The 20,421-nt window shown below is 63.6% G+C and carries 11 protein-coding genes; 5 read left to right on the top strand and 6 right to left on the bottom strand.

The window, feature by feature from the left end:
- The first annotated feature begins 112 nt into the window (after positions 1-112).
- From IRI77_RS09995 to IRI77_RS09980, 4 genes are all read left to right on the top strand, one after another.
- The gene (locus IRI77_RS09995) at positions 113-2,626 is read left to right on the top strand and encodes an ADOP family duplicated permease (RefSeq protein WP_194451927.1); all 2,514 of its coding nucleotides are present in this window, start codon (positions 113-115) and stop codon (positions 2,624-2,626) included.
- A gap of 258 nt (positions 2,627-2,884) precedes the next feature.
- Entirely contained in the window at positions 2,885-4,873 is a 1,989-nt protein-coding gene (locus IRI77_RS09990) for a serine hydrolase (protein WP_194451926.1), read from the top strand.
- A gap of 927 nt (positions 4,874-5,800) precedes the next feature.
- On the top strand, positions 5,801-7,258 hold the full coding sequence (locus IRI77_RS09985; protein ID WP_228486668.1) for a Fic family protein: 1,458 nt from the start codon (positions 5,801-5,803) through the stop codon (positions 7,256-7,258).
- A gap of 410 nt (positions 7,259-7,668) precedes the next feature.
- A complete protein-coding gene (locus IRI77_RS09980) occupies positions 7,669-7,992 on the top strand; it encodes a hypothetical protein (protein ID WP_194451924.1) in 324 nt (107 codons plus the stop codon).
- A 159-nt stretch (positions 7,993-8,151) separates the two neighbouring features.
- Here IRI77_RS09980 and IRI77_RS09975 read toward each other — a convergent pair whose 3' ends face one another.
- From IRI77_RS09975 to IRI77_RS09955, 5 genes are all read right to left on the bottom strand, one after another.
- Complete coding sequence (locus IRI77_RS09975) at positions 8,152-8,523, bottom strand: DoxX family protein (RefSeq protein WP_194451923.1); 372 nt, start codon at positions 8,521-8,523, stop codon at positions 8,152-8,154.
- A gap of 430 nt (positions 8,524-8,953) precedes the next feature.
- Positions 8,954-9,346 (bottom strand): YbaN family protein, encoded by a 393-nt coding sequence (locus tag IRI77_RS09970; RefSeq protein ID WP_194451922.1) that lies wholly within the window; start codon positions 9,344-9,346, stop codon positions 8,954-8,956.
- Complete coding sequence (mddA, locus tag IRI77_RS09965) at positions 9,343-10,122, bottom strand: methanethiol S-methyltransferase (protein ID WP_194451921.1); 780 nt, start codon at positions 10,120-10,122, stop codon at positions 9,343-9,345. Before mddA ends, IRI77_RS09970 begins: the two co-directional genes overlap by 4 nt.
- 274 nt (positions 10,123-10,396) lie before the next feature.
- Entirely contained in the window at positions 10,397-13,678 is a 3,282-nt protein-coding gene (locus IRI77_RS09960) for a TonB-dependent receptor (RefSeq protein ID WP_194451920.1), read from the bottom strand.
- A 353-nt stretch (positions 13,679-14,031) separates the two neighbouring features.
- Positions 14,032-15,369: a sugar porter family MFS transporter gene (locus tag IRI77_RS09955; protein ID WP_194451919.1), complete on the bottom strand. Its 1,338-nt coding sequence runs from the start codon at positions 15,367-15,369 to the stop codon at positions 14,032-14,034.
- Between the two features lie 455 nt (positions 15,370-15,824).
- On the opposite strand from IRI77_RS09955, the gene IRI77_RS09950 reads away from it, so the two are divergent.
- Positions 15,825-18,323, top strand: a complete 2,499-nt coding sequence (locus IRI77_RS09950) for an ADOP family duplicated permease (RefSeq protein ID WP_194451918.1) — start codon at positions 15,825-15,827, stop codon at positions 18,321-18,323.
- A gap of 337 nt (positions 18,324-18,660) precedes the next feature.
- Here the strand turns inward: IRI77_RS09950 and IRI77_RS09945 are convergent, their stop codons facing one another.
- Entirely contained in the window at positions 18,661-20,046 is a 1,386-nt protein-coding gene (locus IRI77_RS09945; protein ID WP_194451917.1) for an FAD-binding oxidoreductase, read from the bottom strand.
- Positions 20,047-20,421: the final 375 nt, after the last annotated feature.

Genomic DNA, 20,421 nt, shown 5'->3' with positions numbered 1-20,421 from the left:
AGGGGCGGTTGAGGCGGCTGCTCTCATGGACGTTGAGGTCTTGAGGGCGAGATGCTGGATGGGGTGGATTCAGCGCGAGCCGGTTTCGATGGTGAGCGTAGGATATTGAAGTATGTTGCCGGAGAAAGAAGGAGAGCATTCGAGCGTGACAGGCCAGGGCGGCGGAGTTTTCATTTTCGGGTCACTGGAAAGATGGCTGGCGGATCTGAAGTATGGCGGGCGGACCTTGCGGCGCTCGGCGGGGTTCACGCTGACGGTGCTGATGACTCTCGCACTGGGCTTGGGCGGCCTCACGGCGGTGTTCTGCGCGATGGACCGGCTGCTGCTGCAGGCCGTGCCGTATGCCGAGCCGGACCGGCTGGTGGCTCTGCACGAAACGCAACTGGGCAAGGGCTACCGGCCGGTGTCGCTCGCGAACCTGATGGACTGGCGGGCGCAAAGCACGTCGTTTCTCGGCATGGCCGGCTATATGACCCGGACGTTCGGGTTGCGCGGCGGATCGGGCGAAGCGGGATCCGCGGTTTCGGTGATCCGGACGGGGATGGTCACGTCGGAGCTGTTCCCCGTGCTCGGGCTGCGGCCGGAGCAGGGCCGGACGTTCTCCGAGCAGGAGGAGAGGGCGGGGCAGCGGGTTATCGTTTTGACCGATGCGCTGTGGACGCGTCAATTCGGCCGGGCGAGCGGCGTGGTGGGGCGCACGGTGAGCCTGAATGAGGAACCGTACCTGGTGCTGGGCATATTGCCCCCCGGCGCGGTGTTTCCCGATCCCGGCACCGTGGTGGATGCTTACATCCCGCTACCGCACAGCGAGTACTCGAGCCGCGGCGCACGTCCGTTGCGCGCCGCCGGGCGCCTGAAGCCGGGTGTGCCGCTGGCGCTTGCCCAGGCAGAGATCCGCGCCATTGGCCGGCGGCTGGGCGCCGCGTATCCGGACGACAACCCGCAGTGTGGCGCCGATGCGCAGCCACTGGACGATGCCTGGAAGGGCAGTCTGCGGCGGCCGCTGGGGCTGTTGAGTGTGGCCGCGCTGCTGTTGTTCGCCATCGTGTGCACGAATGTCGTCAACCTGATTCTGTCGCGGGCCCTGTCCCGCGGGCGAGAAATGGCGATCCGCGCCGCGTTGGGCGCGGGCCTGGCGGCGGTGGTGAGGCAGATGCTGGCCGAGGCGCTGCTGCTGAGCCTGGGTGGAGCGGCGTTGGGGCTCGCATTGGCGTATGCGCTGTTGAAGGCGCTGCCGCTGGTGCTGCGGTATGGAGGAGTGGTCCCGCCGGCGCGCGCTGTCGCCCTGGACCTCTCCACTCTCTTCTTCGCGACCACGTTGTGCCTGGGGGTGACGATCCTGTTTGGATTGGCGCCGGCCCTGTTGTTGCGGCGAGCGCGGCTGAACGCGACGATGAACGACGGCTCGCTGCTGCCGCCGGCGGGCGGACGCCGGATTTTCGGGCTACGCCAGGGCCTGGTGGCCGGACAGGTGGCGCTGAGCCTGGTGTTGCTGTTGAGCGCGGGGGCGTTCCTGCGGGTCTTCCTGCAGCTTTCCGCGCGTGATCCGGGCTTCGAGAGCGAGCAGGTGTACTATTTCGGCTTCGGCCTGCCCGAGGTGCGCTATTCGGAGAACCGGATGGGCCAGTTCCACGAGACGCTGCACCGGCGGCTGGAGGAGATCCCGGGCGTGGAGGCGGCCGGTGCGGCGTGGCGGCTGCCGCTGAACGGGCGCACCAACACGACGGCGTTCCAGTTCGAAGGGGCCGGACTGAAGGAAGTCGAGTGGGCGTGGGTGGCGTGGAATGCGGTGGATCCGGCGTATTTCGAGGCGCTGCGGATCCCGATGGTGCGGGGGCGGCCGTTCTCGTGGGCGCTGGACCGGCCGGGGCGGCCGGCGGCGGTGCTGGTCAACCGCTCGTTTGAACGGCGGTATGGGCTGACGGGTCCGGTGGTGGGCCGCCGGGTGCAGTTGCGCTTCCATTCGGAAGCGGTGCCAAAGGGTGCGCTGTGGGAGATTGTGGGCGTGGTGGGGGATACGTATCAGACCGGGCTCGATTCGGCGATCCGGCCGCAGGTCTACCTGCCGGCGGGGCTCGCGGGCCTGGATGGGGGCGTCTATGTTGTCCGTAGCGCGCGGACGGATGCCGGGCTGGTGCAAGCGGTGGAGGCGGCGGTGCGCGGCGTGGATCCGGAGCTGGAGCGGATCCAGGTGCACCGGTTGAGCGAGTGGGTTGGTGAGAGCCTGGGCGACCGCCGCACTCCGGCGGTGCTGACCGGGCTGTTCGCGTTGGTGGGGTTACTGCTGACCGTGCTGGGGCTGTATGGAACGCTGATGCTGGAGGTGCGGCAGCGGAGGCGGGAACTGGCGATCCGGGCGGCGCTGGGCGCGGATTGGCGGCGGATCCTGGGGCTGGTGCTGAGGAGAGGGCTTGTGTTGACCGGTGCCGGCGCAGCGGCCGGTTTGTTGTTGTTCCGGGTGGCTGGCCAAGTGTTGGAGGGTCAACTGTATGAGGTGCGGCCGGAGGATGGGGGCACGGCAGGGGTAGTGTTGCTGGTGCTGGCGGCCAGCGCCTTGCCGGCGTGTGTGAAGCCGGCGTGGGCGGCCTTGCGGTCGTCGCCGGTGGAGGTGCTGCGGGAGCCGTGAACTGCTGCGACTGGGGGCTGTCGCGGCGGGGGGCTGATGGATTGGATGCATGCTTCGGAGTACTCCGCGTTTGGAAGGAGGGTGGGCTGAGGAGTTGTGTGCTGTCGAATGCACGGAAGGTGGTGGAGGAGAAGCGGAGTGGAGGGCGACGGGAATCCGGGCGGTGAAGCGGGCGGAAAACCGATCAAAGAAGAGAGATCGATTGATTCCGCAACTGTCTTGATCAGTTTCTGCCAGTAGAATCCCCGTTCTGTCTAGATGCCAGCCCCATTTCGCCATTCAAGCCTTGCCGTCACTTTGTTGATGGTCCTGCTGCCTTTCTCGTCTGTCTTTGGACAAACCGGGACTCCGCCCATTCCGCCCTTCGACGACTTCATGAATGGTCTGCTGACCAAACATAAGATCCCGGGCGGATCCCTGGCGGTCGTTAAAGACGGCCGCCTCCTCATGGCTCGCGGGTACGGGATGGCCGACCCGGCCAACAAGCTCCAGGCGCAGCCGGACTCGCGTTACCGGATCGCCAGCCTGTCGAAGTTCATCACCGCCGTGACGGTTCTCCACCTTGTGGAGCAGGGCAAGCTCACGCTGGATCAAAAGGCGTTCGCTCTGCTTCCGGACCTCACGGCGCCATTCGGTACCCAGGAAGATGACCGCCTCTCGTCCATCACAATCGCCAATCTTCTGACGCATACCGGCGGTTGGGATGACAGCAGTGCCGGTAGCGGGTTCGACCCGATGTTCGCCAGTCCAACAATCACGGCGGCGCTTGGCGTATCCGGCCCAGCTTCCTCCGAGAACACCATCCGCTATATGCGAGGGCAGAAACTCGATTTCGACCCCGGTCTTTATTACCGGTATAGCAACTTCGGCTACAACGTCCTCGGACGCATTATCGAACGCGTCACCGGCATGAGTTACGAGCAGTACGTTCGCACGCAGGTCCTGGCGCCAATGGGTATCGCCGGCACTCGTATCGGAAACTCACTGGCCTCCGGAAGACTGCCCGGCGAGGTCGCATACTCGCCCAATGGCATCACCGACAATGTCTTCCCGGAAGACGCTGACCAGCAGGTGCCCTGGCCCTACGGAGGCTGGTGTGTCGAATGCCAGGATGCCCATGGAGGATGGGTCACGACGGTCATTGACTATGCCCGCTTCATGACCGCTGTCGAAGGTCGCCGTGGAAGCTCCTTCCTTACACCGGACAGCATCGCGGCGATGACAGCACGTCCCGGTGCCCGCGACTGGGACAATGCCTCAGCCTGGTATGGATTTGGCATCATGGTCCGCCCGGTGACCGGAGGGCAGAACTGGTGGCACAGCGGATCGACCGACGGCACCACGACGTACCAGATCCGCTCGAGCAACGGCTTCAATTGGATCGTGTTTCTGAACTGGCGGCCTGCGACCAACGACGGCATCAACGCCATCCAGAACGAGATCGATTCGGGCCTCTGGAACGCCTCGTCCAAGGTGACCTCCTGGCCGGATGTGGACTACTTCGCGACGTCATACCCGGACGTCGATCCCGCACAGGCCGCCGCGCAACCATTCATCAGTGCTCGCGATGGCGTGCTTAACAGCGCGACCCTCGATCGCGGAGTGGTTTCCGGCTCGTGGGGTTTGATCCGCGGCTCCAATCTGGCGCCGGGCACTCGTGGCTGGACTCCTGAAGACATCTCGCGCAACCGCATGCCAACGTCGCTTGACGGCGTCTCCGTTCTGGTCAATGGCGAGCCCGCCTACCTCTTCTCGGTGAGCCCGGCGGAGATCGCCTTCCAAGCCCCGCAGGACCTTCCTTCCGGATGGCTGCCAGTGGAAGTGAAGATCAACGATGTCAGCACAGGAATGGTGCTTGCGCACATCACGCGCAACGCGCCTGGTCTGTTCACGTACCAGGAAAATGGGGTGACCTACGCCAGTGCCTCGCAGGACGACGGTTCGGAACTGACCGATGGTGGCGCAACGCCCGGCCAGGTCATCAGCCTGTTCGCGACCGGCCTGGAGCCAACGCGAGCAGGCATTGTGGCGTCGATGGCGCAGCAGGCGCAGATGCCCGTCGTTACGATTGGCGGCATCAACGCGAAGGTTCGCACCACCGCGCTCGTCGGACCCGGCGTCTTTGTAATTACAGCCGTGGTTCCGGACATGCCGTCGGGAGATCAGGCGATCGTCCTGACCTCCAATGGCGTCGATTCTCCGTTCGGCGTGTTCTTGAAGGTCGCATCCAGTCAATCCGGCAATTGAATAGGAGCGCCATCCCTTCCTCGGCGGTATAGCGCAACGCCGTGCCGCCTTTCCCCGGCGATCGGAGATGATCAGTTTTCACGCCGCTGGCGGCATGTACCTTGTGACCTTGAACCGCTCGACGCTTGTCTGGCAGAGCGACCAGTTGTACGTAACGAACTGCCACTGTACGGATCGCACGCAGGACAACGGTGCCGTTTCAGTGGCGGTGCGGATCCTCGGACGGACCAGTTTCCCGGGAGGGCCTGGGCAGCCTGACTTTTGCTGTGGTCCAGCCGTGAGGGTTCGTTGCTATCAGATGGCCGGACTTCCCCGGATCCTGCTTTGGCTGGAGTGAAGCCGCGCATGTCTGAGGTTGCCGCAGTCGAGGCCGGGCGGTCGTTGGACCGTCTGTTGGTGACTGTCCGCAGCTTTCCTCTCTATCGCATCGGCAGTGATTCGCATCGCTCTCAAACGGGATCCCGCGGCGACCGATGCCTGGGGAATCGGCGACGTCTGGCGGGCGGAGCGTGCTGCTTGCGCCGGGGCTCGATGCAGCGCCTTTGCGTGCCACCGAGCCGGCCGACATCGGTGACGATCGCGGCTGCCTTGCCGAAGGCTGACGGCGATTATTGGGCAGGTCAGGGAGCCTCGCCCACCCAGGCTGGACGAGCAAGGGCGGGCAGTTCCGCTTGTGGCGGCTTCCTTGCGGGCGCTGCGCTCGCTTCTCGACGCTCATGTGCCATTGGTGCCAGTTTTCGACGAAATATTGTGGTTTTCGACGCCAGGATGGTATATGGTGGTTTTTCGACGGTTAGCTGTCGAATGAAGCCGTTTTCGACGCTTGTGTGCGGATTTCGACGCAGGAGGACTGAATTGCACGGCGAAGGGATCTTTCAGGAGAGGACGATTCCGAAAGGTGCGCGGCTGGCTGGTTGGGCGGCTCTGGTGAACACTTTCGCTGCCGCGGCGCCTGTCCGACGTCCGAGTTGTGTATCCGACCGGCATGTCAGCGGCAGTTCCAGGGAAGAGGACGGTTGGGTCATCTTTGACCGGCGCTACTGGCCCGGGGACGGCTTTGCCGACCAACTGACCTTCGCCTTGAGGCATGAGGAGATCGACCTCCTGGTGCTGAAGAGAATCTTCGAAGCGGTTCCGAGGCACGAGATGGAGGCGTTTGTCCGGTCGGCTCCGACAGGGGGCACCGCGCGTCGAGGCTGGTTCCTCTACGAGACGTTGATGGGCCGCACCCTGGATGTCGATGATGCGCCGCGCGCTGCCGCTGTCGATGTACTCGATGGGGAAACCTATTTCACCGGCAAGGGACGCGCGTCGAAGCGCCACCGTGTGCGGGACAATTTATTGGGCACAGGCCGGTTCTGCCCTGTGATCCGGCGCACCCAGGCCCTGACGGAATTCCTGGACCTGGATCTGCCGGCCAAGGCCCGCGAGACGATTGGGCGGACGGGTGCCCATCTGATTGCCCGCGCGGCCAGTTTCTTGCTGCTGGCTGACAGCCGGGCCAGCTTTGAGATTGAAGGAGAGAGACCGCCGCGCACCCGTCTGGAGCGATGGGGCCGGGCGATCCAGCAGGCGGGCAAGAACCGGCTGACTCTGGAAGAGATCCTCCGGTTGCAGCGCGTGCTCATCGAAGACACCCGATTCGTTCGTGCCGGTCTTCGAGTCGAGGGGGTGTTCCTGGGCGAGCGCGACCGGGATGGCGACCCTTTGCCCGAGTTCATCGGCGCGCGCGCGAGTGACGTTGGCGAGTTGATGGCGGGCTTGCTGGAAGCGAACGACCGCATGCGCGAGGACAGCCTGGACGCCGTCCTGATGGCCGCCGCGACCGCGTTTGGATTCGTATACATCCATCCGTTCCAGGACGGCAATGGGCGGATGCACCGATGCCTGATTCATCATGTCCTGACAGAAGGGCGGTTTACACCACCCGGACTGGTGTTCCCGGTATCCTCTGTGATGCTGGAGCGTGTGGAGGAATATCGGTCCACGCTGCAGGCTCATTCCGCACCACTGATGCGATTCATCGAATGGCGGCCGACACCGCAACGGAACGTCGAGGTGCTGAACGAGACGGCGGATCTGTACCGGTATTTCGACTGTACCGAGGAAGCGGAGTTCCTTGCCTCGTGTGTCCGGCGTACCGTCGAAGAGGATCTGCCGCGGGAGATCGATTACCTGGGCAGGCACGATGTGGCCACGCGACGAATCATGGAGGCGGTGGAAATGCCCGACCAGATGGCGGCCGACCTGGTGGCGTTCATCCGGCAGAATCAAGGGAGCCTCTCGAAGCGGCGGCGGAGCGGAGAATTTGGTGCATTGCGAGACGAGGAAGTGAGTCTCATTGAAGGGATTGTGCGAGCGGCGTTTGAGGGGTATCCGCGGTGAGGGTGGGTTGCTGCCAGATGGCCAGACTTCCCGGGATCCTGATTTGGCTGGAATCATGCAACGAATGTCCGAGGTTGCCGCAGTCGAGGCCGGGCGGTCGTTGGGCCGTCTATTGGTGACTGTCCACAGCTTTCCTCGATGTCGCGCCGGCAGTGATTCGCATCGCTCTCAAACTGGATCCCGGGGCGGGCCATGCCTGGGGAATCGGCGACGTCTGGCGGGCGGAGCGTGCGGCTTGCGCCGGGGCTGGACGCGTCGCACTTGGACCGCTGCGGAGGCGGCCGGTTCGACTGTCTTGGAGGTGCTGTGAGCCCCGGCCATCACCGGTCGCATTCACTCATCCGGGCGGTGGCCGTGAGTAGTAGACTGCTTGTGTGGATTGCTCGGACAAGGTTGGAGAGAGCGCCGGCATGGCGGGCCGGGCAGGCCGTTTTGCCCGTTTGTCCCTCATGAGCCGGCCCGATCAACTCGCCGTGTCCCCGATGGGCCACTCCAACGAGGGTACGAAATCCCTGGTGTTGGTCTTCGTTGGACTTATCGTCGCGGAATATTTGAAGATTCAATCCCCGCTGCCGGAGGAGTCTGCTTGGGCCCTGGGCCTGGCGGCCGGACTTGTGGCGACGCAGGTGATTCCCCCACGCGTGAGATGGGCTCGGATCCTACTGGGCGTGCTGGCGATGCCTGTAGGCGCTTTGGCCCTCCATGCGATCAAAGCATTCCTGAAGGGCCGGTGAATCTGCTGACGGGCCGTCGTCCGGACGCTTGGCGGTCGCGCATGCTGGCTATCGCCGTCAGGATGGCCGGTTGAACGGACTTGAACGACTTGGCTGGGAGCGGCACCACGGCGTAGATCCAGCCCTTGCGCGCACTTGCCTCTTTGCGCGCCAGACCGTTCAAAGGATGGGCTTCAGGACCAGGCGGCCGTAGGCGAGGAAGGCCATGAGGAGGCCGAGGACTGCGCTCATGATGATGGTTGGCACTTCCCGGTACCGGACGTGTACCCAGATGAAGAGGAGGCTTTCGATCGCCAGGATCGAGGCGGCCCCGACGGTGAGTTCCGGCCGCCAGTGGAGGACGGCGGGCAGGACCAGGCCGGCCGTGCAGACGAGTTCCAGGATGCCGAGGAGCCTCCAGGCGGGGCGGGGCAGTGCGCCGAAGGACGGGACGTCCGCACTGACCTTGTCGAAGAGGAAGACCTTCATGATGCCCGAGGCTCCGTAGATGAGGGCGGCGAGGATCTGGAGGACCCACAACAGGATGTTCATCGTGTATCTCCTCGCGGTTTCCGTCCCGGCATTGCATGGGCGATGTTATCACCATCCCCGTTCTGGAGGGGCGTTGAGTGGGGCCTTTCGGTGACTCCTCCGCTCCCTTACGGTTGCGGCTCAATGCGGCTTTGTGGGATTGGGCGGGCTGGTGGGCCATGGGGGCTGCGGTAAAGATGCCCCTGAAACGGGGGCCCATTTACGGATGAGCGCGGTTCGGAACGCGGTGGGGACCCCTCCCTGACGGTCGGGGTTCGTAGCGGGGGCCGTGGGGATTCACTTGCGGGACCTGCCGGGCCCCCTTCCCGCTCCCTTCTTTTGGAGGATGCCATTCTCCGGCGGCTGGTGCACCGGAGAATGGCTGGAGCCTCGGGGGGACTGGCCGGGTCGTGGGTCATGAGACGCCGTTTGGCCCGGCCCGGAGGACGTGTCAGGCGCGGTCGGGCGCCGTCCGGACCACGAAGAGGAGTGTCAGCGTCCCCACGCAGGCCATCAGGATTGAGGCGAGGGCCGCCTTGCGGTTGACCGCGGCCAGGATGGCGGAGGAGACGAGGACCGCCGACCACATGGAGCCGAGCGCGGCCAACTTACCGGTGCGGGTGATGCCGCCGGTTTCCCGGAAGCGCCGCAGGGTGGGGCCGAACCAGCGATGGCGGAGGAGCCAGCTTTCCATGCGGGGCGAACTGCGGGCAAAGCAGTAGGCGGCCGCCAGCACGAACTCCGTGGAGGGCAGGCCTGGCACTACGACGCCCACGAAGGCGAGCGCGGCGGCCAGGCAGCCGAGGCCGGTGTAGAGGATTCTACGCGTGTCCCCCGGTTTCATTGGGGTCTCCGTTGGGCGCCGGCCGTCTCCCATTGCGGCATCGCCTGGATGGCCTGGGGCAGGCGCGGCATGAGCATCGGCACCTGCCTACGATACTCGGCGTACTCCGGGTGTGCCCGCATCAGGTCGCGCTCCTCGAGTTGGATGGCGACCAGGATGTAGGCGGTCGTCATGACGGCGAACAGGAGATGCGTGAGCGTCATGGCTGGTGTGAACCAGAAGACCATGAGCCAGCCGACATAGAGCGGGTGGCGGACCATGCGGTAGAGGACGGGCGTGACGAAGCGCAAGTTGCCCTGCGGCTGTCCCTGCAGATTCCGCCAGACCTGGCGCAGGCCGAACAGGTCGAAGTGATTGATGACGAAGGTCGTGACGAGGACGAGCAGCCAGCCGGCGGCATAGCCACCGTAGAGCAGCACCTGGCCGGTCGTACTCTCCACAGACCAGATGACTCCGCCCAGGGGCTGCCACTGCCAGAACAACAGCATCAGGGCCAGGCTGCTGGCCAGGACATAGGTGCTGCGTTCGGCGGGCTGGGGGACGATGCGGGTCAGGACGCGCTTGAAGGCGGGGCGCGCCATCACACTGTGCTGGAGGGCGAACACGGTGAGCAAGCCCAGGTTGATGAGAAGCGCGGTGGACCAATCGGCCGTGGGTGCGGAGTCCATCGACTTGGGCACCCCGAAATTCCCGATGAAGCCAACGGAGTAGAGGAAGGTGGCGAGAAAGGCCAGGTAACTCCCCACGCCGTAGACAAAGATCAGCAAACGACTCATACATTTTCCTTTCGAAAAACTCAGCGCCGGCGAATTTTCCGGCGACACTTGGTAAGCGAAAGCGGCGGGGCTTTTTGGCTGGGAGTTTTCAATTGGAAATTTTCGAGGGGGGCGTGCGCATTTCGTGCGCGATTTTCGCTTGTGCCTATATGGGGTTGGTCGCAGCGGAGCGGAAGCTGCGCGCAGGATCAATCAATTAGCTGCAGGCAGAGAAAAGGCGCCGCGGCCTTGGAGGGACGCAGCGCCTTGGATCGATACTCAGGTGAATTAGCGGCTAGAAGTTGAGCTTGAGGCCCAACTGCAGGCCGCGGGCGCCGCCGGCGCCGGTCACGTAACCGAAGTTTGCGTCACCGAGCGTGGTATTGGGGTTGTTGAATTGCGGCGTGTTGGTCACGCTGAAGCTTTCTCCGCGAACTTCCAGATTGATCCGTTCGGTCAACTTGAAGGTCTTGAAGATGGAGGCGTCGAGGTTGAAGAAGCCGGGGCCGGAGAGGAGATTACGTCCGGCATTGCCGAACACGGCGCCGACTGGAGCCGCGAAGCTCGAAGTGCTGAACCACTGGTTGCCCTTATTGATCCCATGCAGGATCTGGATGGGTGCAATGATGTCCGGGGTCTGGGAATTGCCGGGTGCGTTCAGGTTGGTGCCGCTGTAGCCGAACCACATGGGCGTACCCGTCATCAGCGTCAGGACGCCGTTGACGCGCCATCCGCCGATCGTGGCGGCGCCGATGCCCGAGCTGAGCCAGCGCTTGCCGTGGCCGAACGGGAGCTCGTACACATAGCTCTGCACGAAGGTGTGGGTGCGGTCGAAGTCGTTGCGCGAGTAGTTGCGGCGGAAGTTGATATAGAAGCGCGGGCCGCCGTCATCACCCTGCTGGAAGCCCATGCCCTTGCCGTAGGTGTAAGCGGTGGTGACCGCGAAACCGTTGGTGAAGCGGCGATCGAGCTTCATCTGGAGGGCGTTGTAGCTGGTGGAGAAGCCGGCGAACAGCAGGTTGGTGTCGGCTGTGCGCTTGAGCGAGGGGTATTGTGCACGGCCGTTATTGCCGGCCCCGAGCACCATGCCGGCGTTGAGATTGTAGTTCACAACCTGATCCACGCCGTGGCTGCCGACGTACGTCAGGTCGAGTACAAAGTTACCAGGCAGTTGGCGCTGAACGGCGAAGTTCCAGCTCACCACCGAGGGATTCTTGAAGCTCTTGTTGACGACGTTGTAGGAGGAACTGATGGGCGGATTCTTGATAATGCCGTCCGTCGGGATGTCGACCTGGATGGGGGCGGGGAAGCCGTTCTGGAACGAGGCCGTCTGGCCGTTGGGCAGGACCGCCGCGCCGTAGCTGGCGACCGCGGGATCGAACTGGTTGTTGGCGCGGACGGGGTAGTTGTAGGCGTAGCTGTTGTCCGGGAACGGGGTGTAGCTGATGCCGAACCCTGTGCGGACGACAGTCTTGTCGTTGAAGCGGTAAGCAATACCGGTGCGGGGCGCGATGTAGTTCTTATGATTCTCGATGCCGAGGTTCATGGGGACGCTGCCCACGCCAGCCACTTCGAGGGTGTTGTTGACGAAGTTGTAGTTGGAGAAGCCCTTGGCAAGCCGCGGTGTGGCCGGCGGATAGAGCTCGTAGCGCAGCCCGATATTCACGGTCAGCTTGGAGTTCACGACCCAGGTGTCCTGGGCATAGAAGAAGAAGTTCCAGGCGCGATAGGCCGGGAAGTAGGTAGCGAGATCGCGGCCGGCCTGGTTTGGTGTGTCGAGCAGGAAGCTGGCGACGTTGTTCATGAACGAGGTCTTGGCTCCGGGCGTTGATGTCTGGCCGTCGGCGAACCGGTAGAGACCGCGCGAGCTGAACGTCTGCATCTGGAGCAGTTCATCGCGAATGCGGCGGATGTCGGCGCCCCACTTGATGGTGTGGTTTGACAAGTTCTTGGTCCACGAGTTGACGACATCGATATTGGCTTCGGCGCGCTTCCAGGGGAGGCTGTTCACGTAGCCGATTGTGTAATCGGTATAGCCGCCGTTCAGGATGATGCCGACGATGCCGCTGGAATATTCATCGAGGTTGACGCCCGGGATGCCGAGCGAGTCCGATGCCTTCGTGCCGTAGTCGGAGTTCTGCGCGACGTTGTTGTAGTGGGCGACGCCAAGACGGACCTCCGTCATCAATGTATTGGTCACCATCCGGTTGTAGTTCAAGCCGGCGCTGTAGGTTTTCTGGATGCCAGTGCCGGCAAAGCCGCCGCCGGAACCCTGAGTGGGTCCGCCAGCGATGCCGAAGATGGGGGCCTGGTAGGTGACCGGACGAGCGTAGCTGAAGCGCCCCGTCACGCGGTCCTTGTCGGAGATGTTCCAATCCATCTTGTAGTCGAACGAGTCACTGTCCTTCTTGAAGGGCAGGAGCGAGAAGTAATTATTGGTGTCGCCGCTGCCGAGGTTGGGTTGAGGCACCAGCGCCAGGAGTTTGGTCGAGATTGGATTGATGCGGCTGGAAGGAATGATATTGCCGGCGAAGGGTGTACGGCCCGTGCCGTCCGCGGCGCCGGTGGCCGGATCATAGATTGTCGAGGTCGACCGGCCCAGGTTACCGGTGCGGAGATCCGTCTGCGGAATGCTGACCTGATTGGTATTGCTCTGGTGATCCCAGACGCGCAGGTAGTCGCCGAAGAAGAAGAGCTTGTTCTTGATGATGGCGCCGCCGATGTTGCCGCCGAGGTAGTTGTAGCTCTGGTGGCCGATGGACGGATCGAAGAAGTTGCGGGCATTGAATTCGCTGTTGCGCAGGAATTCGTAGCCGGAGCCGTGGAGTTCGTTGCCGCCGGATTTCAGCTGGACGTTGGTGACGGCGCCGGAGGCTCGGCCCAGTTCGGCGTCGAAGTTGGAGGTGGATACGGCCACGGTCTGGATGGCTTCGATGGGGGGAACCATGATCTGCAGCAGGCCGGTGCGCTGGTTGTTGTCCACGCCCTCGATCATGTAGTTGTTGCCCTGGCGCATGTTGCCGTTCACCTGCGTCTGCAGGGAGTTGGCGGCGTTGAAGAACTGCGAGTGCTGATAGGACGCGCGCGTGGTGCCGGGCACCAGGTTCAGCAGGTTCTGGTAGTTGCGGCCGGTGCCGAGCGGCAGGTTCGCCGTTTGTACGGTGGTCAACTGGCTGCCGGTATCGGCACGGTCGGTCTGTAGCAGCGGGGTGGCCGCGGTCACTTCGATGCTCTCGGACACGTTGCCGGGCTGGAGGACGAGGTCCACACGGGGCGAGCTGTTGATGGTGAGTTCAACGCCGGGCCGTGATGACCGCTTAAAGCCCGTCAACTCCGCCGCGACGGTATAGAGGCCGGGGGGGACGTCGGAGAAGACGTAGTTGCCGCTTTCATTGGTTTGCAGGGAGCGGGTCGTTCCCGTGTTCGCTTCCGTGATTGTGACTTTTGCATTTGGCACCGTTGCGCCGCTGGCGTCGGTGATGGTTCCGAGGAGTGTTCCGTTTACGGCTTGCGAGAACGCGAGCGCAGCCGACAGAACCAGGATCGCTAGCGCGATCCAAACAGGCTTCAGCTTCATGGCTAACCTCTTTCAGGCACCCGGTATGGGGCAGACTCATCCCCACGGGTTGTTTGAACTTCCGTTGGCAGCATTATATATGACTAAGGGACCAAAATCTCTCCCTTCTTCGTTGTCGCGTTTTCGGATGCTTAACGAAGGTTCATATATCCATATTTAGATCCCATTCAGAACAAGTGGGAAAAGTGATCAGGAGGACAGACGCAGGCCACTTCCGCGCGATCAGAAGCCCCGGATTGCCCATACGCCGGGTGCGGCTAGCCCAAGAGGCAGCCGGGACTTTATGGCGTGGTTTCACAAGGGTGTGAGAAAAACTCGCCGGCAATGGAGGGTCGTGAAGCCAATTCGGGCCGTCAGTGCTCCACGTCGAGTCCGAGCGTTTGTTGCATGTCTTCCAGGGCCACGCCTTTGGTTTCGGGCACCATGACTTTCACCCAGATGAGCTGAAGCACCATCATGCTGCAGAAGAAAAGGAAGATCTGGGCCGGTGCGAAAGCCGAGACCATCATGGGGAAGAGGGTCGTCAGCAAGGCGGCGAACAGCCAGTGCGTGAAACTGCCGAGGGCCTGACCCTCCGCCCGGTGCCGGTTGGGGAAGATCTCTGAGAGGAGGACCCAGATCACGGTACCCTGGCCCATGGCGTGGGCGGCGATGAAGAAGAAGATGCAGGCGGGGACGATGGAGTAGTGCTGGGTTGCGAACGCCCAGGACGTCAGGCCCAGCGAGAGGATGTAGCCGAACGAACCGATGTAGAGGAGGGTGCGCCGGCCCAGTTTGTCGATCAGGGAGAGGCCGAGGATGGTGAAGATGATATTGACGATGCCGATGCCAACCGATTGCAGCAGCGCGGCCTTTTCGGTCAGCCCGGCCATCTCGAAGATGCGGGGCGCGAAGTAGTTCACGGCGTTGATGCCAGAGAGCTGGTTGAAGAAGGCAACGAGGATCGCGAGAAGGATGGGGATGCGCAGGCGGGGCGTCCAGAAGGCCGAGGCGACGGTCTGTGATGTGTTTGCGGACGACATTTCCTCGGCATGGGCTTGCAGCTGGGCTTCGGAGAGGTCCGGTTCAATGAGGCGCAATACCTTGAGTCCGGCCGCCCTGTCGTGTTTGCGGCTGAGCAGCCAGCGGGGGCTCTCGGGGAGTCCGAGGCACATGACGGCGTAGATGACGGAGGGGAAGGCGGCGATGCCGAGCATCCAGCGCCAGGAGTTTACACCTCCGACCTGGGCTATCAATGCATTAGAGATGAAGGCGACGAGGACGCCAAAGACAATGTTGAACTGGAACATGCCCGACAGGCGGCCGCGATAAGCGGGCGGGGCGATTTCGGAGATGTAGAGCGGGGCGGCCACGGTGGAGACGCCGATGCCGATGCCGCCCAGGATGCGGGCGATGACGAACATCAGCGGTCCGGTGGCGAAGCCGCAGCCCACCGCCGAGATTACGTAGAGAATGCCGATGAAGAGGAGCGTTTTCCTGCGGCCGAATTGATCAGTCGGCCAGCCGCCCAACAGGGAGCCCAGGACGGTGCCGTAGAGGGCGGACCCCATCACGAGGCCGTGGAATCCGGGGCTGAGGCCCCACAAACGCTGAATGGTCTGTTCCGCGCCGGAGATGACAATCGTGTCGAAGCCGAAGAGAAAGCCGGCCAGTGCTGATGTGATGGCCCAAAAGAAGATGCGAGAGTTCATGGTGGAGCGGCTCCCTTGCGCGCGGCGATTCGAATCCCTGGGCGGACGACGCAATGCCCGCGGTGAGCCATCCGGCCGGGGGCCAGGAGATGACGATGCGTGAAGCTCGCGCGGTGTCCCGAGAGAACAGAGTCCATGAAAGACCCACCGATCTTACCGCAACGCTTCCTCGCGGACTGTTCCATGAACGTCTGGCCCTTCGCCGCCGGGTCAGGAGTTCAGCGAGTGTTCACGGCAGATGCAGGTGTACTGACGCTGACCGAGGTGGAGGCGTGATAGAGGTATCAGGAGCTGTTCCGCGGCGGGTGGCGGGGGGGCGGGTCCGCTGAGTCGGAGTGGGCATTGGGCTGCCCTGAACCGTAAGTGATACAGCCGCAAGGGGAGAAAAACTTGCAGGGCTATGTCGAATTCGCGGGCGCCGGTTCGACGTGAGAGTAGAGCCGAGAGGAGATTCCATGACTGGGCACGATGAAACGCATGGGCGCTACCGCGAGCTGGTTTCCAGCTTCCTGCACGAATTGAGGTTCGCGATCCGTTCGCTATCCCGGGCGAAGGGGCTGACGGCAACGGTTGTGCTGACACTCGCGCTGGGGATCGGCGCGAACGCGGCCATCTTCACCCTGGTGCGTGGCGTGTTGCTGCGGCCGCTGGTGAATCGTGGAGAGGACCGGCTGATCTACATTCAGCAGAGTGCTCGCGGCATGGGGGCGGAGGAGGTGGCGTTCTCCGTGCCGGAGATCCAGGATTTGCGCGCCGGGGTCAAGTCTCTGAGCGCGTTTGGAGAGTTCTCCACCATCGACTTCACCATGGTCGGGCTGGGCGATCCGCGGGAGGTTCGGTCCGGTGTCGTGGACGGGTCGTTTTTCGAGGTGATGGGGCTGCGTCCGGTGCTGGGCCGGTTGCTCGACAAGCATGACGACGGCCCAAACGCGGCCGGCGCCTGCGTGCTCACGCACCGGTTCTGGACGACGCAGACGAAGAGCGACCGCAACGTGCTTGGGAAGACCATCCGCCTGGGTGAGCGGACCGCGACGATTGTGGGCGTGCTTGAGCCCGCCGTTCCCTATCCGGCCGAGACGGAGATCATCGCGAATGTCGTGACCAGTCCTCATCACCTGTCAGCGACGATGGTGACCGGCCGCGTGCACCGGATGACGGAACTGTTCGGGCGCCTGGCTCCGGGGGCGACGCTGGAATCGGCGCGCGCGGAACTGCGTGCGGTCTACGGTTCGATGATCAAGCAACATTCGGAGGCGTATTCCCCAAAGGCGAATTTCCAGGTGGACGCCCGGCTGCTGAGGGATCAGATCACCTCTCCCGCTCGGAACGTGCTGCTGATCCTGCTGGGGGCATCGGTTCTGATGTTTGTGATCGCCTGTTCGAACGTGGCGAATCTGATTCTTGCCCGGACCGTGCGGCGGGAGGGTGAGCTCTGTACGCGTGCCGCCCTGGGTGCCACCACCGGCGCGTTGCGGCGGACGCTGCTGGCGGAGAGTCTTGTTCTGTGCGGCGCCGGAGCCGCCCTGGGGGTTATCAGCGCCGGTCCGATGCTGGCTGTCCTGGCTCGCTACGCTTCGCGTTTCTCGGTTCGGGCGCTCGACCTGACGGTGGATGCCAGCATGCTGTGGGTGGGTGCGCTGCTGGCGTTGGTGGCGGCTGTGGCGTTGGCGATGGTCCCGCGTCTGCCTTCAGCGGACTCGTCGCGCGGTTTCGGACCCGCCAGCGGAGGTGTCCGCATCACGGGTAGCGCCAACCGGCGGCTGCGCGCCTTTGCGGTGACCCAGATCGCGGCCTCTTTCGTGCTGCTGGCCGGGGCGGCGATGCTGACGAAGACGCTGATCTCGCTGCAATCGGCGCGGACCGGATTCGATACGGAGCGGGTGCTTACGGTAAGCGTCCCCGTGATGTCCTACGGCAAGACGCCGGAGCAGGTGCTGAGCTTCTATAAGGAGACAATCCGGCAGATCACCTCTCTTCCCAGTGTGGACGGGGTTGCCGTGGGCACTTTCATGCCATGGCGGGATGGCGGCAAATTCGGTCCTGGTTTCAGTTTCACGGCGGAAGGGCGCGTGCCGGCTCCGGGCGAAGAAGACCCGCGCGCACGGTTCCGGACGATCTCGCCGGGCTATTTCACTTCGCTGGGCGTTCCGCTGATTGCAGGGCGCGACTTCAATGAAGCCGACCGGAAGGACGGCGAGAAGGTGGTCATTGTCAGCCAAAGCCTGGCGCAACGGCTGTTCCCCAACCAGGAGGCAGTGAACCATCACATGACGTGGACCGATCCGGTGATGAAGTTCGTCGGTATCAGCACGGAGGCTCGCCGCATTATCGGGGTGACCGCCGATGTCGACGACGAGAATGTAGTGGCGGGTCCGGCCATGACTGTCTACCATCCGTTCTCCCAGGAAGACCTCTGGGCGGCGAATCTGTTTATCCATACACGGGGCAATCCGTACTCCCTCATCACGCCCGTCACGCGCATCATCCGCGAGAAGTCGTCCGAGCAACCGGTGGAACGGGCGGCCACCCTGGAGGACATCCGCACGGAGGTGCTGTCCCCAGACCGCCTGAACACGCTGGTCTTCGGAGGGTTCGCGGCCGTGGCCTTGGCCATCGCCGTGGTGGGGGTAGGTGGTGTTTTGGCGTTCTCGGTCAGCGGCCGGACGCGCGAGTTTGGAATTCGCCTGGCCATCGGATCGCAGCCGCGGCACCTGGTGTTTGGTGTTCTCAGCCAGGGTGCTGTGATTGCGGGTGTGGGGATCGCGGCGGGCGTGGTGGGCGGCTATGCGTTAGCGAGCGCAGCGGGCAGCGTTCTTCCCGGGATGAAGATGCCGGGCTTCGTACCGGTGGCGGGGTCGGCGGCGGTGCTGGTGGCGGCGGCGCTGGTGGCGTCGCTGGCTCCGGCGGCCCGGGCGGCCAGGGTGGACATCATGCAGGCTTTGCGGTCGGAGTGACGTGGCGGACATTGCGGCCAGGTGATCGCTACAGCGGCGGATTCAATCCTGTTGTGCCGACCGCTTCCTGAGTTGGTCGGGGGCGGTTGCTCTCCCTGCTTCTCGAAGGCGGCCTCGGAACGCGGTTCCTTACAATTTGGCGGGCGGAGGGCGCTGGGGCGCCTGGCTGTTTTGAGTGGAGCCGTTGGGTGAGCTATCCGATCACTGACGTTTGCGGCTCCGTTTCGGGGCGTCCCGTCTGGGTGCCTTACGGTCCGTGCTGGATACGCATTAGGGCCTGGCTCGTCGCGATCGGGGTGTGTCTCCTCTATCTCTAGTTCTTTGGTTGTGGCGCCAGTCAGGATTGCGCCTGGGCGGCGGACTTGGAGAGCAGGGCGGCGAAGTAGGGGTTCAGCATTCGGCCGGTGGGGTCCTGCTGGGCTACCCAGTCTGAGAGTTCGTGCCAACGCTGGCCGTAGGCTGCCTCCACGTGCCGGCGCTCGACGAAGGGACTCTGGTTCAAGAGGGGGATGCCGCCGCGCTGGAAGGAGAATTCGTTGAAGGCCCGCAGGAAGTTCTGCCAGGCGGGCAGGTCGACCGGAGCGTGAATCGGGTCGATGGAGAAGATTTCCTCGTCGTGGCTGTAGGAGAGGACTGAATGCGTGTCGCGGCGGATGTGGTAGGCGCCCAGCGGCATGTTGCAGCGGAAGCCGGTGACCTTATGGTGCTGATCGGCGAAGTCGAGGTAGTCGCGCAGTACCGAAAGCCAGCGGGCGCGCGGGAAGGCCCAGAAGGTGAAGGCATATTTGGCCGAGGTTTTCGTCTTGCTGTAGTCGATGGTCTTGTCGGGCGCAAGGATGGTGATGCCGCCGAAGAGGCGGAGGGTGCCGTACATGAACTCATCGAGTTGGAACAGGCCCTGTTGGAGGTTGTCGCGCGCCTCCGGGTTGTGGACGAAGGATTCGAGCAGGTGTCCGGCGTAGGCGCCGCTGTGGTTCCAGAGGCGGCGGCGGAAGGCGGCCAGGAGTCCACCGAAGATGTTCCTGTCCTCGACGCGGGTGCGCTGCTGGAAGACGGCGGTTCGGCCGACGGTCCAGCAGATGAGGCCTTCGGAGGTGTCCATGAGTTGGTCGACTTCCTCCTGGGTGAGCTCGTCGACCGGGCGGGGCAGGTAAGTGAGATGGATAGCCTCAATGGGTTTGATGCGGAAGGTGACCTCGTAGACCACTCCGGCCAAGCCATAGCTGCCGCGCAGCATGCGGAGGAGGCCGGGACTCGTTTCCTCTGAAGCTTCGGCGAGATCGCCGGTGGGGGTGACCCATTTGACGCTGGTGAGGTAGGAGTTGACCTGGCCGAACTCGATGCCGTCGAGGGCGTCCTTCGTGTGGCAGCAGGCGGCTGAACCGAGGGTCATGTTGCCGATCTCGATGTTGGTCATGAACTGGAGATCGTGCTTGCGGAGTTCCCTGGACGCGTTGATGAACTGGATGCCTGCCTGGGCGGTGATGGTGCCGGCGGCCGCGTCGATATTGAGGACGCGGTTCATGCGGGCCATGTTGATCATGGTGCCGTCGGAGGAGGCGCAGGGGGTGAGGGAGTGGTAGCTGCCCACGGCGCGGACGGGACTGGGGTAGCGGGCCGGGTCGCGCAGGATGGCCTGGATGTCGGCGACGGATTCGGGGAAGACAAGCTGGGCGGGGGAGGCGGTGATGCTGCCGTCGTAGTTGACTACTGCAGTGGGCATGGGCGCTCCTTGGGGCGGTCTAAGGTTACGAGTTAGTCAAGTATATGGGAGATGGGGGCGGGAGGGAATGGGTGGAGCGGGGGCAGGGCATCTAGGCACGCATTCGCCGGGACGGCGATGTCGTGCCGCATACGTGCATTGTGGCCCGGATGAGCACCGGTGTTGGCTCTCGGCGTGACCCGTTGCCAGGCTACTCATTATTCAGCGTCCACACCCACAATCTTTTCGTCTTCGCGCAGGAGTTCGATTCGACAATGGCCTGTGTCGTTCGGCTGACCCGTGCGCAACGGCGGCGATTCTCGTCCGCCTTTCCTCGCCTTTTGATGGCGGCGCCAAGAGTCCGGTGGACGGGCCCTCCAGCTTAGCCTGTCCGGG

This window comes from Paludibaculum fermentans (assembly GCF_015277775.1).
GTDB lineage: Bacteria > Acidobacteriota > Terriglobia > Bryobacterales > Bryobacteraceae > Paludibaculum > Paludibaculum fermentans.
The sequence above is the reverse complement of the archived record's forward strand: the minus strand, read 5'-3'. Positions and strand labels throughout refer to the sequence as shown.